Origin of the sequence: Micromonospora sp. NPDC005298, from assembly GCF_040607375.1 — a bacterium.
In the GTDB taxonomy this organism is placed as follows: Bacteria; Actinomycetota; Actinomycetes; order Mycobacteriales; family Micromonosporaceae; genus Micromonospora.
The window spans coordinates 871,695-885,871 of the sequence record NZ_JBEXGP010000001.1; the positions used below are offsets into that span (position 1 = coordinate 871,695).

General features: G+C 68.4%; 15 protein-coding genes, 1 tRNA gene and 1 pseudogene. 7 read left to right on the forward strand and 10 right to left on the reverse strand.

Annotated elements, in window-relative coordinates:
* Position 1: 1 nt before the first annotated feature.
* Positions 2-74: transfer RNA gene (locus ABZS77_RS04125), tRNA-Arg, on the forward strand.
* A gap of 219 nt (positions 75-293) precedes the next feature.
* Here ABZS77_RS04125 and ABZS77_RS04130 read toward each other — a convergent pair.
* The 4 genes from ABZS77_RS04130 to ABZS77_RS04145 form a co-directional block, all read right to left on the reverse strand.
* The gene (locus tag ABZS77_RS04130) at positions 294-1,067 is read right to left on the reverse strand and encodes a hypothetical protein (protein ID WP_354816762.1); all 774 of its coding nucleotides are present in this window, start codon (positions 1,065-1,067) and stop codon (positions 294-296) included.
* Between the two features lie 34 nt (positions 1,068-1,101).
* Positions 1,102-1,449, reverse strand: coding sequence for a hypothetical protein (locus ABZS77_RS04135; protein ID WP_354816765.1), 348 nt, complete (start codon positions 1,447-1,449; stop codon positions 1,102-1,104).
* A 272-nt stretch (positions 1,450-1,721) separates the two neighbouring features.
* Positions 1,722-1,997, reverse strand: coding sequence for a hypothetical protein (locus ABZS77_RS04140; RefSeq protein WP_354816768.1), 276 nt, complete (start codon positions 1,995-1,997; stop codon positions 1,722-1,724).
* A 365-nt stretch (positions 1,998-2,362) separates the two neighbouring features.
* Positions 2,363-2,965, reverse strand: coding sequence for a DUF4279 domain-containing protein (locus ABZS77_RS04145; protein WP_354816771.1), 603 nt, complete (start codon positions 2,963-2,965; stop codon positions 2,363-2,365).
* Here ABZS77_RS04145 and ABZS77_RS04150 point away from each other — a divergent pair.
* From ABZS77_RS04150 to ABZS77_RS04165, 4 genes and pseudogenes are all read left to right on the forward strand, one after another.
* Entirely contained in the window at positions 2,882-3,271 is a 390-nt protein-coding gene (locus ABZS77_RS04150; protein ID WP_354816774.1) for a hypothetical protein, read from the forward strand. The genes ABZS77_RS04145 and ABZS77_RS04150 overlap by 84 nt on opposite strands.
* Before the next feature lie 672 nt (positions 3,272-3,943).
* A complete protein-coding gene (locus tag ABZS77_RS04155) occupies positions 3,944-4,285 on the forward strand; it encodes a VOC family protein (RefSeq protein ID WP_354816777.1) in 342 nt (113 codons plus the stop codon).
* A 108-nt stretch (positions 4,286-4,393) separates the two neighbouring features.
* Positions 4,394-4,879: a GNAT family N-acetyltransferase gene (locus tag ABZS77_RS04160; RefSeq protein ID WP_354816780.1), complete on the forward strand. Its 486-nt coding sequence runs from the start codon at positions 4,394-4,396 to the stop codon at positions 4,877-4,879.
* Between the two features lie 164 nt (positions 4,880-5,043).
* Positions 5,044-5,328: pseudogene (locus ABZS77_RS04165) on the forward strand (transcriptional regulator); the annotation flags it as partial.
* Positions 5,329-6,735: 1,407 nt separating this feature from the next.
* Here ABZS77_RS04165 and ABZS77_RS04170 read toward each other — a convergent pair.
* From ABZS77_RS04170 to ABZS77_RS04180, 3 genes are all read right to left on the reverse strand, one after another.
* On the reverse strand, positions 6,736-7,494 hold the full coding sequence (locus tag ABZS77_RS04170; RefSeq protein ID WP_354816783.1) for a hypothetical protein: 759 nt from the start codon (positions 7,492-7,494) through the stop codon (positions 6,736-6,738).
* A gap of 73 nt (positions 7,495-7,567) precedes the next feature.
* Positions 7,568-8,167, reverse strand: coding sequence for an ATP-dependent Clp protease proteolytic subunit (locus ABZS77_RS04175; protein ID WP_354816786.1), 600 nt, complete (start codon positions 8,165-8,167; stop codon positions 7,568-7,570).
* Positions 8,168-8,302: 135 nt separating this feature from the next.
* The gene (locus ABZS77_RS04180) at positions 8,303-8,788 is read right to left on the reverse strand and encodes a helix-turn-helix transcriptional regulator (RefSeq protein ID WP_354816789.1); all 486 of its coding nucleotides are present in this window, start codon (positions 8,786-8,788) and stop codon (positions 8,303-8,305) included.
* 199 nt (positions 8,789-8,987) lie between these two features.
* On the opposite strand from ABZS77_RS04180, the gene ABZS77_RS04185 reads away from it, so the two are divergent.
* Positions 8,988-10,001, forward strand: coding sequence for a potassium channel family protein (locus tag ABZS77_RS04185; protein ID WP_354816791.1), 1,014 nt, complete (start codon positions 8,988-8,990; stop codon positions 9,999-10,001).
* A 21-nt stretch (positions 10,002-10,022) separates the two neighbouring features.
* Here ABZS77_RS04185 and ABZS77_RS04190 read toward each other — a convergent pair whose 3' ends face one another.
* On the reverse strand, positions 10,023-10,502 hold the full coding sequence (locus ABZS77_RS04190) for a MarR family winged helix-turn-helix transcriptional regulator (protein WP_354816794.1): 480 nt from the start codon (positions 10,500-10,502) through the stop codon (positions 10,023-10,025).
* Positions 10,503-10,584: 82 nt separating this feature from the next.
* On the opposite strand from ABZS77_RS04190, the gene ABZS77_RS04195 reads away from it, so the two are divergent.
* The gene (locus tag ABZS77_RS04195; protein ID WP_354816797.1) at positions 10,585-11,229 is read left to right on the forward strand and encodes an NAD(P)H-dependent oxidoreductase; all 645 of its coding nucleotides are present in this window, start codon (positions 10,585-10,587) and stop codon (positions 11,227-11,229) included.
* A 69-nt stretch (positions 11,230-11,298) separates the two neighbouring features.
* Here ABZS77_RS04195 and ABZS77_RS04200 read toward each other — a convergent pair whose 3' ends face one another.
* Positions 11,299-12,333 (reverse strand): 2-oxoacid:ferredoxin oxidoreductase subunit beta, encoded by a 1,035-nt coding sequence (locus tag ABZS77_RS04200; RefSeq protein ID WP_354816800.1) that lies wholly within the window; start codon positions 12,331-12,333, stop codon positions 11,299-11,301.
* Entirely contained in the window at positions 12,326-14,173 is a 1,848-nt protein-coding gene (locus ABZS77_RS04205) for a 2-oxoacid:acceptor oxidoreductase subunit alpha (RefSeq protein WP_354816803.1), read from the reverse strand. Before ABZS77_RS04205 ends, ABZS77_RS04200 begins: the two co-directional genes overlap by 8 nt.
* Positions 14,174-14,177: the final 4 nt, after the last annotated feature.

Genomic DNA, 14,177 nt, shown 5'->3' on the forward strand with positions numbered 1-14,177 from the left:
CGCCCTCGTAGCTCAGGGGATAGAGCATCGGTTTCCTAAACCGTGTGTCGCAGGTTCGAATCCTGCCGGGGGCACCTCGAAGATCAGCCAAACGGCCACTGAGCTGCGGATACGCCTCTGCGTCGATCGCTCGACCTGTGCAGCTGAATGCCACCCTGGGCCGCCGGTTGCAGCCGTCCGTGCAGAGTACGTGCAATGATCTTGGGCTCTCTTGCAGGGCTCTTTGGGCAGGCCAGCAGCCCTGCAAACGAGAGGGGCCGTGGCGTCAGCCACGGCCCCTCGTGCCTGGTATCTCAGCGGGCGTTGCGAGCCAAAGCGCGGGCGAGGAGGCCATCGTCCCGCTCATCGTTCCATGTGATGACCTCCACGCCTCCTAGCTCTGGTTGCGCCTCCGAGTTGTGCTGACGAGCCTCCTCGGAGAGCGGAGCGTTGGTGACGATGAGATGGCCGCCGTCGAAACCACTAGCGCGCATCTTGGCAGATGCCGTTGCGATGTCACGAAGACCGAGCGCGCCTCGGCTTCGGTACTTGACCTGGACATTTACCTTGCCGCTTCCAAGATGAACGCGGGCATCTACGCCACGGTCTCCAGGCCCGTCCTGATGCGTTGGGTCGATCGACCCGCCTACTCGTCCGATCGCCTGCCCTACTGCTTGGGAGTAAAGGAGCGAAGGTGGACGGCTGATGGCGACACCAGGATCGATCGATCCGACAGCATCGGCGACCGCCGCCGCAACTTCAGGGGATTCCTGCCGCGCGGCCTTGTCGATCGCCCGTACAGCACGGAGTCGAAGCCGGGCCAGTTGAATCTGATAGTCGCCACCCCCCAGGCTGCGTAGCGGCGTACCTTGCAGGCCGAGTAGGAGCAGCACGACGCTGGCGACAAGCAGGAACGCCGTACCGGCTTGGTTGTCCGAGGCGAAGACGGCGTAGCAGCCGAAGCCTCCGCCAGCAATACCCAGCAACAGGGCGCTTGCTCTTGCCCAGGTAGCAAGCGGATCCGCGAGGTCATCCAGTTCGGCGTCATCTTCTGTTGCAGGAGGCGGGTTGTCACTGGCTGCTGTCACAAAGAGTCACCGTATCGACGTCTAGCAAGCCGAGTCATCGACACAGCGCCGCTTCGATCCGCTCGTTCATACGACTTCGGTCCCCGTCGAGGCACTTCGCGTACACCTTAAGCAGGACATCGACGGAGTGCCCGGCCCGCTGCGCGACCTCGGGCGCCGGCAGCCCGGCGTTGAGCCAGAGCGACACCCCGGCATGCCGCAGGTCGTAGGGCCGCCCGGCCAGGGGAGAGGCCACCCGGTCCGGGGTCAGGCTCAACGTCCGCGCCTCCTCCCAGATCCGGGAGTACGTCGACGACGCCACCACGTTGCCCCGGTCACTGCGGAACAGCCGCCCGTCGGCGGCCACGCCGAACCGGTCGATGTGCGCCCGCAGGATTGCCACCAGCTCCGGCGGATCGGCGCCTCCCGCGCTTCGGTGTCGCCCCGGTGCTTGAGTCCGCGATCGTCGTGCACCTCGCCGCTGTCGGTGTAGCGCTTACCCGCCGCCGGCCGAGACTTCTCCACCGTCAACAGGCCCCAGCCCTTCTCGGGAAGGTGGCAGTCCCGCTCCCGCAGACCCATCGCCTCACTCGGCCGCAACGCCGCGAAGTACAGGCAGGCGTAGAAGGCGACCAGGCGCTCACCGCGCCGGCCGTTCTTCCCGCGCTGGCCGACTTACGTAACCCCGACCAACAGCTCCCGCGCCTGCCGAATGTTCACCACCACGCGCCGATCCACCTCGCCGGCCACCTTCCGCCGACTCGACCGCACCCGCAGCTTGTCGACCGGGTTGAAGTCCAACAGCTCCAGCTCGACGGCGTACTGAAGGACGTTGTAGAAGACCGAGCGCCGCCGCCTGGTCGTCGACGCCGCCGCCGGCCGCCCGTCCAACGTCAACCCGAGGGTGTCCAACGCCGGACGCACCACCGCGGCCTCTGCCAGCGCCGACAACGGCACGGACGCCTTATCAAGGGGCCGCGCAAGCGCGGCCCGCCCGCCGCACTCGGCCTGCTGGCGGCCTCCGGCCGGCATCGGCCGGCACGGCGGGCATGCTCTCAGCTCAACTGCTCAGTTCGTACTCGTCTACATCGAGAGCGGCTCCGGTCTCGGCGAGGAAGGTCAACACGGGTTGGCCGAGGTGCCATCCAAGCCCAGGCCCACCGTGGTTTGGCATCGCTGTAGTCGATGCTGAAGTAGCCGCAGGCTCCTCGGCCGCGAGATGTCGAACGAGATGCAGGCAGGCGGTGGAGCCATGTTCAAGACGATCCAGGTCGACGACCAGCGCCCTGATGCGGTCCTGGTAGGGCGCGAGTCGTTCAAGGAGCCAGGAGACCCTGCTCGTCGAGGGGACTTGCCGAGAGGGGGCAGGTGACCTCCCAGCCATGTGCACGTGGGATGGGTATCTCAGGCATACGACTGCCCCGCACCATGACGCGGTCCGGTTCCAGCCCTACGCGGGCCGTCATCTCCTGGGCGCTGAGCCGTTCGGAGCGCAGGGCGAAGTACGCGTACTGGTGGACTCGCACAGACGTAGGGTACGGGCGGCCGAAGTGTTGCCGAGAGGTTGAGTGCCAAGCGAGGCCGGACGATCGCGGGCACCGGACCACCGTCGGGGCGGGGGCGATCGCTGCCGCGCCGCTGCGCGGCTTGCCACCGGGAATCGTGGTCAAGGCGCACGGAGAGCTGGCGACACGGCAAGCCGCCCCCAGCCCGAAAGGCCGGGGGCGGTAAGCGCACGTCGCCGGACAACCGCGCGCCCACCGTGCAGCCGTGCCAGCCACGTGCCAGTAGCCGGTGTCCCAAGCGGTCAAACTGACGTTCTGTACCTTGGCGGGATGAGTGAGAACGCCTTCGTGTTCCCTGCTGTACCACGGTCCGAGGCCGTCCGACTTCTCGACGAGCTGGCGGTAGCGGGGCATGGCGGCTGGGCTACAGACACTCGGCTGTTTATCTGGCTGATGGATGTGGCGAGCGGCCTGTACCAGGACTGGGAGCCGGAGGACATGGCGAACCTTGAACAGGCCGTCGGTCAGCGGCCTGAGTGGGCCGTGCAGATCAACTACCGACTCTCGCGCCGGAGGGATCTGGTGGCGCTGGCTGTCGCCCTCCTGGACGATGGAGGTGTTGCAGTCGACAACTTCTGCTCCCATGTGTGGACGGCTGTCGAGATCGAGACTGACACCGTTATCAGCGGTGGCCGATTCGGCGAGGGTCCTGTCCGTTGAGCGTTGGTGCTCAGTGTGCAGAGTAAGTGCAATGATCTTGATGCACACGGCGAATGCGTTGGCCAGGCGCCCAGCTCATGGCGCTTTCCGGCACGCTGCCTCAGTCGCCTTCCTAAACCGTGTGTCGCAGGTTCGAATCCTGCCGGGGGCACGTCACAGAACTGCAAACGCGAAACGCGACTGGTCAGTCACTGATCGTGGAAGCTGGTTTCGGGTTCGAGTAGACGATCAAGGATGCCCCGGCCGCTCGGCCGGGGCATCGGACGTTGGCTCGATGTAAGGGCGCCCAAACGCGCCCGGATCGCGGCATGAGAGTGCACCGCCGACCAGTGAGTGCGAGAGCCACGGTGCGCTCCGTCGCGCGGCCGATGCTAGGTTCGCCGGCATGACGGTGCAGATCACGGCCGGGCAGTTCCACGCGGCCGGCGGTGTCGAGGACTGACGCTGCCTCTACCACGTGGTCTCGGCGTATTTCCGCACCGGCTCGCTGGCCAAGGGCATAGCGCTCGTCGATGAGGTCGGCCGCCTCGTCGGTGGCGCGGAGCAGCAGTACGTCAACGTCGATCTGCGTCATGCCGGCGTCACGGTGTCCCTGTTGTCGCGCGACGTTGCGCTGGCCCGGCGAATCTCGGCTGCCGCCAGGGAACTGGACATCCCCGCCGACCCGACGCCGTGCAGCTCGTCAACGTCACCCTCGACGCCCTCGTCGGCGCGGACGTGCTGCCGTTCTGGCGGACGCTGCTGGGCTACCGCCACGTCGATGACGACTATCTGGCCGACCCGGTGCGCCGGGGTCCGGGCTTCGGGTTGCAGCCAATGGACGCCCGGCGCCCACAACGCAACCGCATGCACCTTGATATCGCCGTCCCGCATGATCAGGCCGACGCCCGCATCGCCGCCGCATTGGCTGCGGGCGGCCAGCTGGTCTCTGATACGCACGCACCGAAGTGGTGGGTCCTGGCCGACGCCGAGGGCAACGAGGCGTGCGTCGCCACCTGGATCGGCCGAGAATAGCGGCCTACTCGAAGGTTCACGGCCACAATCGACCGTATCGACGGGCGCTCGCTGACGTGGTCCGGTGCCAACGGACACTCTGGATTGACGGTCGGCCACACTTGCGGCATGACGACGACGGTCGTGCCGATAGCCTCTGCCCATCCGGCGTTCGATCAGGTAGCTGCTCTGTTCGACGACTACCGGGCGCACTACGGCCAACCGTCAACCCCAGAGATCACCCGCTCCTGGCTGCACGACCAACTCGCACAACACCGGCTCTCCGCCGCTGCCGCCACCCGATCTGATCACGTCTGCGGCTTCATCACGGTCACGATCATGCCGGCATCGCTCATGCTGGGCACCTCATGGTCGATCCGCGACCTCTACGTGGCCCCGCACCACCGCCGCAGCGGTATCGCGAACGCCCTGCTCCAGCACGTCATCCACAACGCCCGTGCCGCTGGCGCGCATCGCATTTCACTCCAAACCGAGACCCACAACACCCCCGCTCTGACGCTCTACACCGACATCGGCTTCCAGCCGGTCACCGGCCTGGAACTACTCAACCTCACCTTCGATCCCACCCGCCAAGATCCAGAAGACGCGACCTGAACAGGCCAGTTCCACCACCCCGTCTCGATCGAGGAGGTACAGAGATGCGGTGGCAGATACCTCGGAGCCCTCACGTCGCGGTCCGAGTCAACAGCTGGTGAAGCACGCTCATCGGCATGACCGCGCGTCGAACTCCATCGCTCACCGTGACGCTCGCTCGGCGGCAGCGCACCCTTCGGCACGCCGCACCGATGCTGGACGTTGCCGCCGGCCTGGCGCAGAACGGTGACAGTGCGCTGTCGACCTCTCGCGGGCCTCGGCGACCTCGGCGGATGCCGGCGGGCGCTCGACCAAGCCGAAGAGGTCAACCACCTGCCCGGCCATGTGCACAACAGCGGATGGTTGCGCTTCGACGGCTCCCGACTCGGCGAGGAACGCGGAGCCTGCTACGTCGGTTGAGGCGCCCAGATCTGGCCGAGCCGGTGCTGTCCGGTGCTCTGTCGCAAAACGCCTCCGGCGGGGGCGCTCCGGCTCCAGGATGGCCGCGGCCATCGGCGGCTTGCGGTCCGTGGATGTGGCGGTGGGAGTCATCCCGCCCGCCGTCGACCCAGGCGAGCCGAGCAGGCCACCGCCCGACCCGCCGGCGTCCGTACGAGCCGTCAAGTCCGTCGTGACGTGGCGGGCCGAGCGGCGGCCCGCTCCCTAGGAGGGCGGGCCGCCGGCAGACGGGATGAGAGGCGGAGCGTCGAGGTTGCTGCAGCACCCTCACCTGGGCTGGTGGCGCCGGCTGCAGCGGCGACGATGGGCATCAGGGGTCGGGCCACCGGTATCCGGGATCCCAAGCGTCGATTCTGAGTCCAAGACAATCTCTGCGGCCTGGAACGATTCTATGAATCCCCCCAGTGGCACGGTTCGAGGACGACTTGACTAACAGCGATTGGTGGCGCCGCCATTGCTGAGGTACGCGTCTGACATCCAACCGTACTCGGTGTCGCCGAAGCCCCACATTGACACATATGACCAAGTGGAGGTGCTACCACCGGAAACTGTTACGGTGTCTCCAGTCGTGTAACACAGTGCATTCCAGATCGTGCCGTTGCCTGACCGGCCATTCAAGCCGCACGACGTATGGGGTCCCGTGCGGTAAGCGACGTCACTTCCAATTTGGGTGAGAAGTCTAGACCCTTTGTCCGAACGGGCGTGGCTGCATGAGGCGGATGCCGGCGTTGCTACGCCACCAACTACGGCAGCCGTTGTGGCCATCAGCAGGGCTGGTGTTGCAACAGAAAGCCCGACCCTGGCCCTGGAAAGAAAATTCATCGAGTCCACCCTCCGTGAAGGAACCTTGCGATCGACGCTATCCGATGCGGAGCCTTGGCGCAAGCATTGGAGATCAAGTCGCGCAGACTGAATCCGGGCCCGAAATATTCTGCCCTGATGCACCGATCGGCATATCTCGCGGAACGGCTCGAAGCCTTATGGAGCTGATACTCTCGGCGGTAGAAGGCTGCGGAGTTCGCTGGGTGCCTCTGAACGCTCGGAATCGCCCAGCGGGAATTCGTCCTGAGCGCCGCGACGACCTCGGTCCTGCACGCCGCCAATGGCAACGCAGCCGGGCCAAGCGACAGCGCCGATATCAGTTCTGGCGTCCAGCTCGTGTCCCGCCGGCTGGCCAGGCCCGGATCCTCAAGAGCTCGAAAGCGAGTGGTCAGGCCACCGCAAGATCCAGAACATGCACGGAATCTTCAGGCGCGTCAGCCTGGAGCAGTTCGACGTACGTAGTGATGGGACGCTATGCGGAGCACGGGGCGCTAGCTCCTTCCTGAACCGGTGTCGCAGGTTCGAATCCTGCCGGGGCACCAGGTCGCAGCCTTGATCACCGATCACCGCCGGTCTGCCGGGCGTGGCGACGTGGGTCAGAAGTACTTGTACATCTCCTCCTCGGCCGCCTCGGTGTCCTTGGCGGGCGGGGCGGTCACGGTGATGGTCTCGCCGAAGCCGCTCATCCGCATGTCGGTGACGAGGTCACCGAGGCTCTTCGTGGCGACGGTGTAGGAGAGTGCGGTGAGGCGGCCCTCGGCGTCGACGGTGGCCTCGAACGGGATCGCCTTCGGGTCCTTGGCGAGCTTCGCGGACGACTCGAGGCCCTCCCGCATCCCGCCGTCGGTGCCGGCGGCGGCGGCCGCCTTGTCGAGGTCGGCGGTGCCGGTGTAGCGGCCGCCGCCGGTCTCCTCGGCGGAGACGATGCCGCCGACGATGCCGGTCTGCGACTTCAGGTCGAAGGACTGCCGCAGCGAGCTGCCCGGCTTGAGCTTGGTGAGGTCGAGCTTCTTCCACGGCTTGCCGCCGTCGGGCGATTCCATCTTGATGTAGGCGGTGTCGCCGATCAGCCGGGCCTCCATCGGCTCGGGCGTCTCGCCGGTGACCTGGAGGACCTTGGCGACGGGATCCATCTTGCCGTTGAGGGTGAGCGCCCTGGCGCCGGCCTTGACCGTGGCGTCCATCGTGAGCGTGCCGGAGAAGCTGCGGTTCATCGCCTGCTGGATGGCGGCGACCGGGTCGAGCTTGGACGGTGTCGCGTTCGGGGTGCTCGATGCGGAGTCGCCCGAGGTGGTGCCACAGCCGGCTACGAGAGCGGCCAGGGCAATCGACAGGACAGGGATCAATCGACGCATGGAGGCGACCCTAACGGTCCGCCGCCACAAATTTTGCCCCGGACCGACGTGCCGCCTCCGGCGAACGGCCGGGTCAGACCGCCGGTAGCTGTTCGGCCCGGGCGAGCACCTGGTCGATGAGGCCGTACTCCCGGGCCTGCTCGGCGGTGAACCAGCGGTCCCGGTCCCAGTCGCGCTGGATCTCGTCGAGGGTTCGTCCACTGTGCTTCGCGATCAGCTCCTGCATGGTCCGCTTCACGTGCAGCATGTTCTCGGCCTGGATGGTGATGTCCGAGGCGGTGCCCCCCATCCCGCCGGACGGCTGGTGCATCATGATCCGCGAGTGCGGCAGCGCGAACCGCTTGCCGGCCGCGCCCGCGCACAGCAGGAACTGCCCCATCGAGCCGGCGAACCCGAGCGCCAGCGTGGCCACGTCGTTGCGGACGTAGCGCATGGTGTCGTAGACGGCCATCCCCGCGCTCACCGAGCCGCCCGGCGAGTTGATGTAGAGGTAGATGTCCCGGTCGGCGTCCTCGGCGGCGAGCAGCAGGATCTGCGCGCAGATCTGGTTGGCCGACTCCTCGGTCACCTCGGTGCCGAGGAAGACGATCCGCTCCCGCAGCAGCCGCTCGAACACCTGGTCGCCGAAGGACGGCTGCCCGCCGTCCAGCATCCTTACGCCGTATCCGATCATGTGCCGCCGCCTCTCGCCGCGCCGGTGGGCGGCGGGACCGCCCGGTGGACCGGCCCCACAAGCGTCGCCCGCCGGCCGCGGTCGGCCCAGCGAATCTGCCGCCGGCAGATTCGCCGACGGCAGAACCCGCGCGGCCTACGCGACGGTCACCGCCCGCGCGCCCGCCCGGGCCCGCGCGCAGGCCATCAGGCCGGTGGTACGCGGACCGGGGCGTGAGCCGCCAGCGGAGGCCGTCGTCCCGACGCGGAGGGTCGGCCCGGTCGCGCCGTGCCCCCGCTCCATGATCGGCCTGTTCGTACGCAGGGTGCGCTGGGCGGTGGCGCGGTGGGTCGCTTCGACCCGCTCGCGGTGGGTCAGCGTGGCCCGGGGTGTGCTCGGGATGCGCGGCTCGACGCGGCGCAGGTCGTCGCGGGCCTCCTCCAGCAGGTCGGAGAGGCGGATGCCGAGCGCCCGGCAGATCGCCGCGAGCACCTCCGAGGAGGCCTCCTTGCGGCCCCGCTCGACCTCGGACAGGTAGGGCACGGAGACCCCGGCGGCGGCGGCCACCTCACGCAGCGTGCGGCCCTGGCTCTGGCGCAGTCGGCGGAGCACTCCGCCGATGACTCGTCGCAGCAACGACATGCCGGCCTCCCTTTCGCGGTCGTCGTCGGGGAACCACCCCCATCATGCCCGTCTCGGGCGTTCCGGACCGACCCCTGCGGGTTCGTGCTGCCCGGTGGCGCACGCGGTGCGGGTCGTCGATGCCGGCCCGGACGTGCGGTGTGCGGCGTACCCGCTATGTTGTGCTCGTGCAGGCGACGGCGGGGGAGCAGGTTCGACGGTGATCCATTTTCCCGCGCAGCGCCGGGGCCCACTGAGCGCGCTGAGCCTCCGGCTCGCCGCCGCCCTGGGCCTGGTCTTCGCCGTGGTCGCCGCGGTGTACGTGGGCCGGGACGGCTACCGTGACGTCAACGAGGACGGCCTGACCCTGCTCGACTGCTTCTACTACGCGGTCGTGTCGCTCTCCACCACCGGCTACGGCGACATCACGCCGGCCTCCCAGTCGGCCCGGATGGTCAACGTCCTCTTCGTCACGCCCGCCCGGGTGCTCTTCCTGATCATCCTGGTCGGCACCACCCTGGAAGTCCTGACCGAGCAGTACCGGACCGGCCGTCGCCTGTCGCGGTGGAGGAGAACCGTGAAGGACCACGTCATCATCTGCGGCTACGGGACCAAGGGCCGCAGCGCGGTCTCCGCCCTGATGGAGAACGGTCTGGACCGCTCCCGCATCGTCGTGGTGGAGCGCAGCGCGGCCGCCCTGCGGCAGGCCACGTCGGCCGGTCTGGTGGCGATCGAGGGTTCGGCGACCCGGTCGTCGGTGCTGAACGAGGCGCACGTCCGCACCGCCAAGGCCGTGATCATCGCGACCGACAGTGACGACGCGTCGGTGCTCGTGGCGCTGACCGTACGGCAGCTCACCGCCGGGCAGGTCCGGATCATCGCGGCGGCCCGCGAGGCGGAGAACGCGCCGCTGCTCAAGCAGAGCGGCGCGCACCACGTGATCGTCTCCTCGGCCACGGCCGGTCGTCTGCTCGGCCTGTCCACGTCGGCGCCGCCGCTGATCGACGTGGTGGAGGACCTGCTCACCCCCGGTCAGGGCATGGCGTTGGCGATGCGGTCGGCCGAGCGGGACGAGGTGGGCCGTTCGCCGCGCGAGCTGGAGTCGCTGGTGATCGCCCTGGTGCGTCGGGGCAAGGTGGTCACCCTGGCCGACCGGGCGGGTGCGGTGATCGAGACCGGCGACATGCTGGTGCACGTACGCGACGACCGCCCCCAGTCCACCGCGACGGTCTGATCCTCCCGCCCCGGCGCGGCGTCAGCAGTTGTCGACGTCGGCGCGGAGCGCCTCGGTGCAGATGAAGGGTGTCGTGGAGGCGGCCCGTCGGAGCAGCTCGTAGAGCGTCTCCCGTTCGGCGGGATCCAGTGCGGCCAGGACCTCGTCCTCGGCACCCGCGAGGGCGCATTCGGCCTCTTTGAGGTGTTTCGCCCCATCTTCGGTGAGTTCGACGACGTGTCGTCGGCGGTCCTCCGGTGAGCGGCGACGCTCGACCAGGTGCTTCGCCTCAAGGTCGTTGAGCAGCCCGACGATGTTGGTGCTGTCCATTTCCAGGGTGCCGGCGAGCGCCTGCTGACTGGTGCCGCCACTGTCGCGCAGCACGGTGAGGGCGACGAGATGCCGTGGCCGCAGGCCCAGTGGCGCCAGCACCGACTCGGATCGCAGCCGCATCCGCCGGGCGAGGTGGTCCAGCAGGGCGCCCGAGCGGTGCTCCGAGGGATCTGAGGCCAGGGCCGACATGTGAGCCAGTCTACCGAGCCAACGGAACATCCGCCTGGTATAAATAGTTGATGCTGCACAGACGATCCTTAGAGGGGGAATGATGCACCTGCTGCATATCGATTCGAGCATCCAGGGTGAGTTTTCGGTCAGTCGGCGGCTCACCGCCCGTGCCGCCGCCGCCTGGCGCGCGGCTCACCCGGACGGAACGGTGACCTACCGAGATCTTGGGGCCGAGCCGCTGCCGCACCTGGATGCGGTGGCCGCCCAGGCTCGGATGACGCCGCCGGACCAGCACACCCCGGCGCAGCGCGAAGCCTGGCAGCTCAGCGAGCGGCTGGTCGACGAGGTGAAGCAGGCCGACGCGGTGCTGCTCGGACTGCCGCTCTACAACTACGGCGCACCCAGCAGCGTCAAGTCATGGGTCGACCACCTGACCGTGGCTGGCCTGTCGTACGACCCGACGAGCCAGCAGGGCCTGCTCAGCCACTGCAACTTCATCGTGCTGGCCAGCCGGGGCGGCGGCTACGGCGAGGGCACCCCGCGCAACGGCTGGGACCACGCCGAGCCCTGGCTCCCGCACGGCCTGTCGCTGACCGGCATGGCACCGCGTTTCATCACCGCCGAACTGACCCTCGCACCCGTGGTGCCGGCGATGGCCGAACTTGTCCCGCTGCACGAGGCCAGTCTCGCGGCAGCCGAGAAGGAGATCGACAACCTGTGGACGCCGGTCGCCGCCCAGCGCTGACGTAGCCGGTGCAACGAGAGCGGCCGCCCCCGTTGGCAGGGGCGGCCGTTCTCGTCGTGAAGGTACGGGTCAGACGATCGTCCACGTGTCGCCGCTGCCCAGCAGGCCGGCGAGCTGCTGCTCGGGAGTCTCGGTGACCTCGGCCTTCGCGGCGGCCAGCTGACTCTGCACCACGCTGTCGTAGGACGGCCGGTCCACCGAGCGGAACACCCCGATCGGCGTGTTGCGCAGGTCCAGGCCGGGCAGCCGGGACAGCGCGAACGCGTACGCCGGGTCGGTGACCGTCGCGTCGTGCACGACGATCTCCTCCGGACGCACCGAGCTGGTCTCCCGGACCTCCAGGCCGAAGGCACCGGGCGGGTGCACCACGCAGAAGCGCCCGTCGGCCCCGAAGGTGATGGGCTGGCCGTGCTCCAGACGGATCAGGTAGTCGTCCCGGGTGCTCGGGTCCTTGAGCTGGTCGAACGCACCGTCGTTGAAGATGTTGCAGTTCTGGTAGATCTCCACGAACGCCGAGCCCTGGTGCTCGGCCGCGGCCCGCAGCACCGACTGGAGGTGCTTGCGGTCGGAGTCGATGGTCCGGCCGACGAAGCTGGCCTCCGCGCCCAGGGCGAGCGAGAGCGGATTGAACGGGGCGTCCGCCGAGCCCACCGGAGTCGACTTGGTGATCTTTCCGACCTCCGAGGTCGGCGAGTACTGACCCTTGGTCAGACCATAGATCCGGTTGTTGAACAGCAGGATCTTGAGGTTGACGTTGCGCCGCAGCGCGTGGATCAGGTGGTTGCCGCCGATGGAGAGGGCGTCGCCGTCACCGGTGACGACCCAGACCGACAGGTCCGGGCGGGACACCGACAGGCCCGTCGCGATCGCCGGGGCACGCCCGTGGATCGAGTGCATGCCGTACGTGTTCATGTAGTACGGGAAGCGCGACGAGCAGCCGATCCCGGAGACGAAGACGGTCCGCTCGCGGGGGATGTTCAGCTCCGGCATGAACTGCTGGATCGCCGCCAGGATCGCGTAGTCACCGCAGCCGGGGCACCAGCGCACCTCCTGGTCGGACTTGAAGTCCTTCGCGGTGAGCTTGAGGGCGACGGGCTCAGACATTCTTCAGGACCTCTTCCAGCGTCGTCTCCAGCTCGTTGGCCGTGAACGGCAGGCCGCGGACCTGGTTGTAGCTGATCGCGTCGACCAGGTAGCGGGCCCGGATGACGTGGGCGAGCTGGCCCAGGTTCATCTCCGGAATGACCACCCGGTCGTAGGAGCGCAGCACCTCACCGAGGTTGGCCGGCATCGGGGCCAGGTGCCGCAGGTGCGCCTGGGCGATGGACAGGCCGCGCTGGCGCAGGCCACGACAGGCCGCGCCGATCGGCCCGTACGTCGAGCCCCAGCCGAGCACCAGCACTCGGGCGCCGCCGTCCGGGTCCTCCACCTCGAGGTCCGGCACCGGGATCGTCTCGATCCGGGCCGCCCGGGTGCGCACCATGAAGTCGTGGTTCGCCGGGTCGTACGAGATGTCGCCGGTCTTGTCGGCCTTCTCCAGACCGCCGATCCGGTGCTCCAGCCCCGCCGTGCCGGGGATCGCCCACGGGCGGGCCAGGGTCTCCGGGTCCCGCAGGTACGGCAGGAAGGTGGTGCCGTCGTCGCCGTTGGGCCTGGTGGCGAACTCGACCCGCAGGTCGGGCAGCGACTCCACGTCCGGCAGCAGCCACGGCTCGGAGCCGTTGGCGACGTAGTTGTCGGACAGCAGGATCACCGGCGTGCGGTAGGTGAGCGCGATCCGGGCCGCCTCCAGCGCGGCGAAGAAGCAGTCCGACGGTGACCGGGGCGCGATCACCGCGACCGGAGCCTCACCGTGCCGGCCGTAGAGCGCCATGTTGAGGTCGGCCTGCTCGGTCTTGGTCGGCATGCCCGTCGACGGGCCGGCGCGCTGCACGTCCACGATCACCAGCGGCAGCTCCAGGGCCACCGCCAGGGAGATCGTCTCGCTCTTGAGCGCGACACCGGGGCCGCTGGTGGTGGTCACGCCGAGCGACCCGCCGTACGACGCGCCGAGAGCGGCGCCGATGGCCGCGATCTCGTCCTCGGCCTGCATGGTGAGCACGCCGAACCGCTTGTGCTTGCTCAGCTCGTGCAGGATGTCCGACGCCGGCGTGATCGGGTACGCCCCGAGGAACACCGGCAGGCCGGAGCGGACCCCGGCGGCCACCAGGCCCAGCGAGAGCGCCGCGTTGCCGGTGATGTTGCGGTAGGTGCCCGGGTGCATCTTCGCCGGCTTGACCTCGTACCGGACCGCGAAGTCCTCGGTGGTCTCGCCGAAGTTCCAGCCGGCCTTGAACGCGGCCACGTTCGCCGCGACCAGCTCCGGACGGGACGCGAACTTGCGCTCCAGGAAGCGCAGCGTCGACTCGTACGGCCGGGAGTACATCCAGGAGAGCAGGCCGAGCGCGAACATGTTCTTCGAGCGTTCGGCGTCCTTCTTGGACACCTGGTACGCGGCCAGCGCACCGACCGTCATCGAGGTCAGCGCCACCGGGTGCACGACGTAGCCGGCCAGCGACTCGTCGTCGAGCGGGCTGCTCTGGTAGCCGACCTTGGCGAGGTTGCGCTTGGTGAACTCGTCGGTGTTGACGATGATGTCCGCCCCGCGCGGCAGGTCCGCCAGGTTGGCCTTGAGCGCCGCCGGGTTCATCGCCACCAGCACGTTCGGCGCGTCGCCAGGGGTGAGGATGTCGTAGTCGGCGAAGTGCACCTGGAAGCTCGACACGCCGGGCAGTGTCCCGGCGGGTGCCCGGATCTCGGCGGGGAAGTTTGGCAGGGTGGAGATGTCGTTGCCGAGCTGCGCCGTCTCCGAGGTGAACCGGTCGCCGGTCAGCTGCATGCCGTCGCCGGAGTCACCGGCGAACCGGATGACCACCCGGTCGAGTTGACGGATCTGCTTGGTCACTGTG

Bases quoted from the DNA above. Each gene is read 5' to 3' on its own strand.
- ABZS77_RS04150 (WP_354816774.1), top strand. From the start codon at position 2,882: ATGAGTGAGAACGCCTTCGTGTTCCCTGCTGTACCACGGTCCGAGGCC.
- ABZS77_RS04145 (WP_354816771.1), bottom strand. From the start codon at position 2,965: ATGCCCCGCTACCGCCAGCTCGTCGAGAAGTCGGACGGCCTCGGACCG.
- ABZS77_RS04160 (WP_354816780.1), top strand. From the start codon at position 4,394: ATGACGACGACGGTCGTGCCGATAGCCTCTGCCCATCCGGCGTTCGAT.
- ABZS77_RS04170 (WP_354816783.1), bottom strand. From the start codon at position 7,494: ATGCGTCGATTGATCCCTGTCCTGTCGATTGCCCTGGCCGCTCTCGTA.
- ABZS77_RS04175 (WP_354816786.1), bottom strand. From the start codon at position 8,167: ATGATCGGATACGGCGTAAGGATGCTGGACGGCGGGCAGCCGTCCTTC.
- ABZS77_RS04180 (WP_354816789.1), bottom strand. From the start codon at position 8,788: ATGTCGTTGCTGCGACGAGTCATCGGCGGAGTGCTCCGCCGACTGCGC.
- ABZS77_RS04190 (WP_354816794.1), bottom strand. From the start codon at position 10,502: ATGTCGGCCCTGGCCTCAGATCCCTCGGAGCACCGCTCGGGCGCCCTG.
- ABZS77_RS04195 (WP_354816797.1), top strand. From the start codon at position 10,585: ATGCACCTGCTGCATATCGATTCGAGCATCCAGGGTGAGTTTTCGGTC.
- ABZS77_RS04200 (WP_354816800.1), bottom strand. From the start codon at position 12,333: ATGTCTGAGCCCGTCGCCCTCAAGCTCACCGCGAAGGACTTCAAGTCC.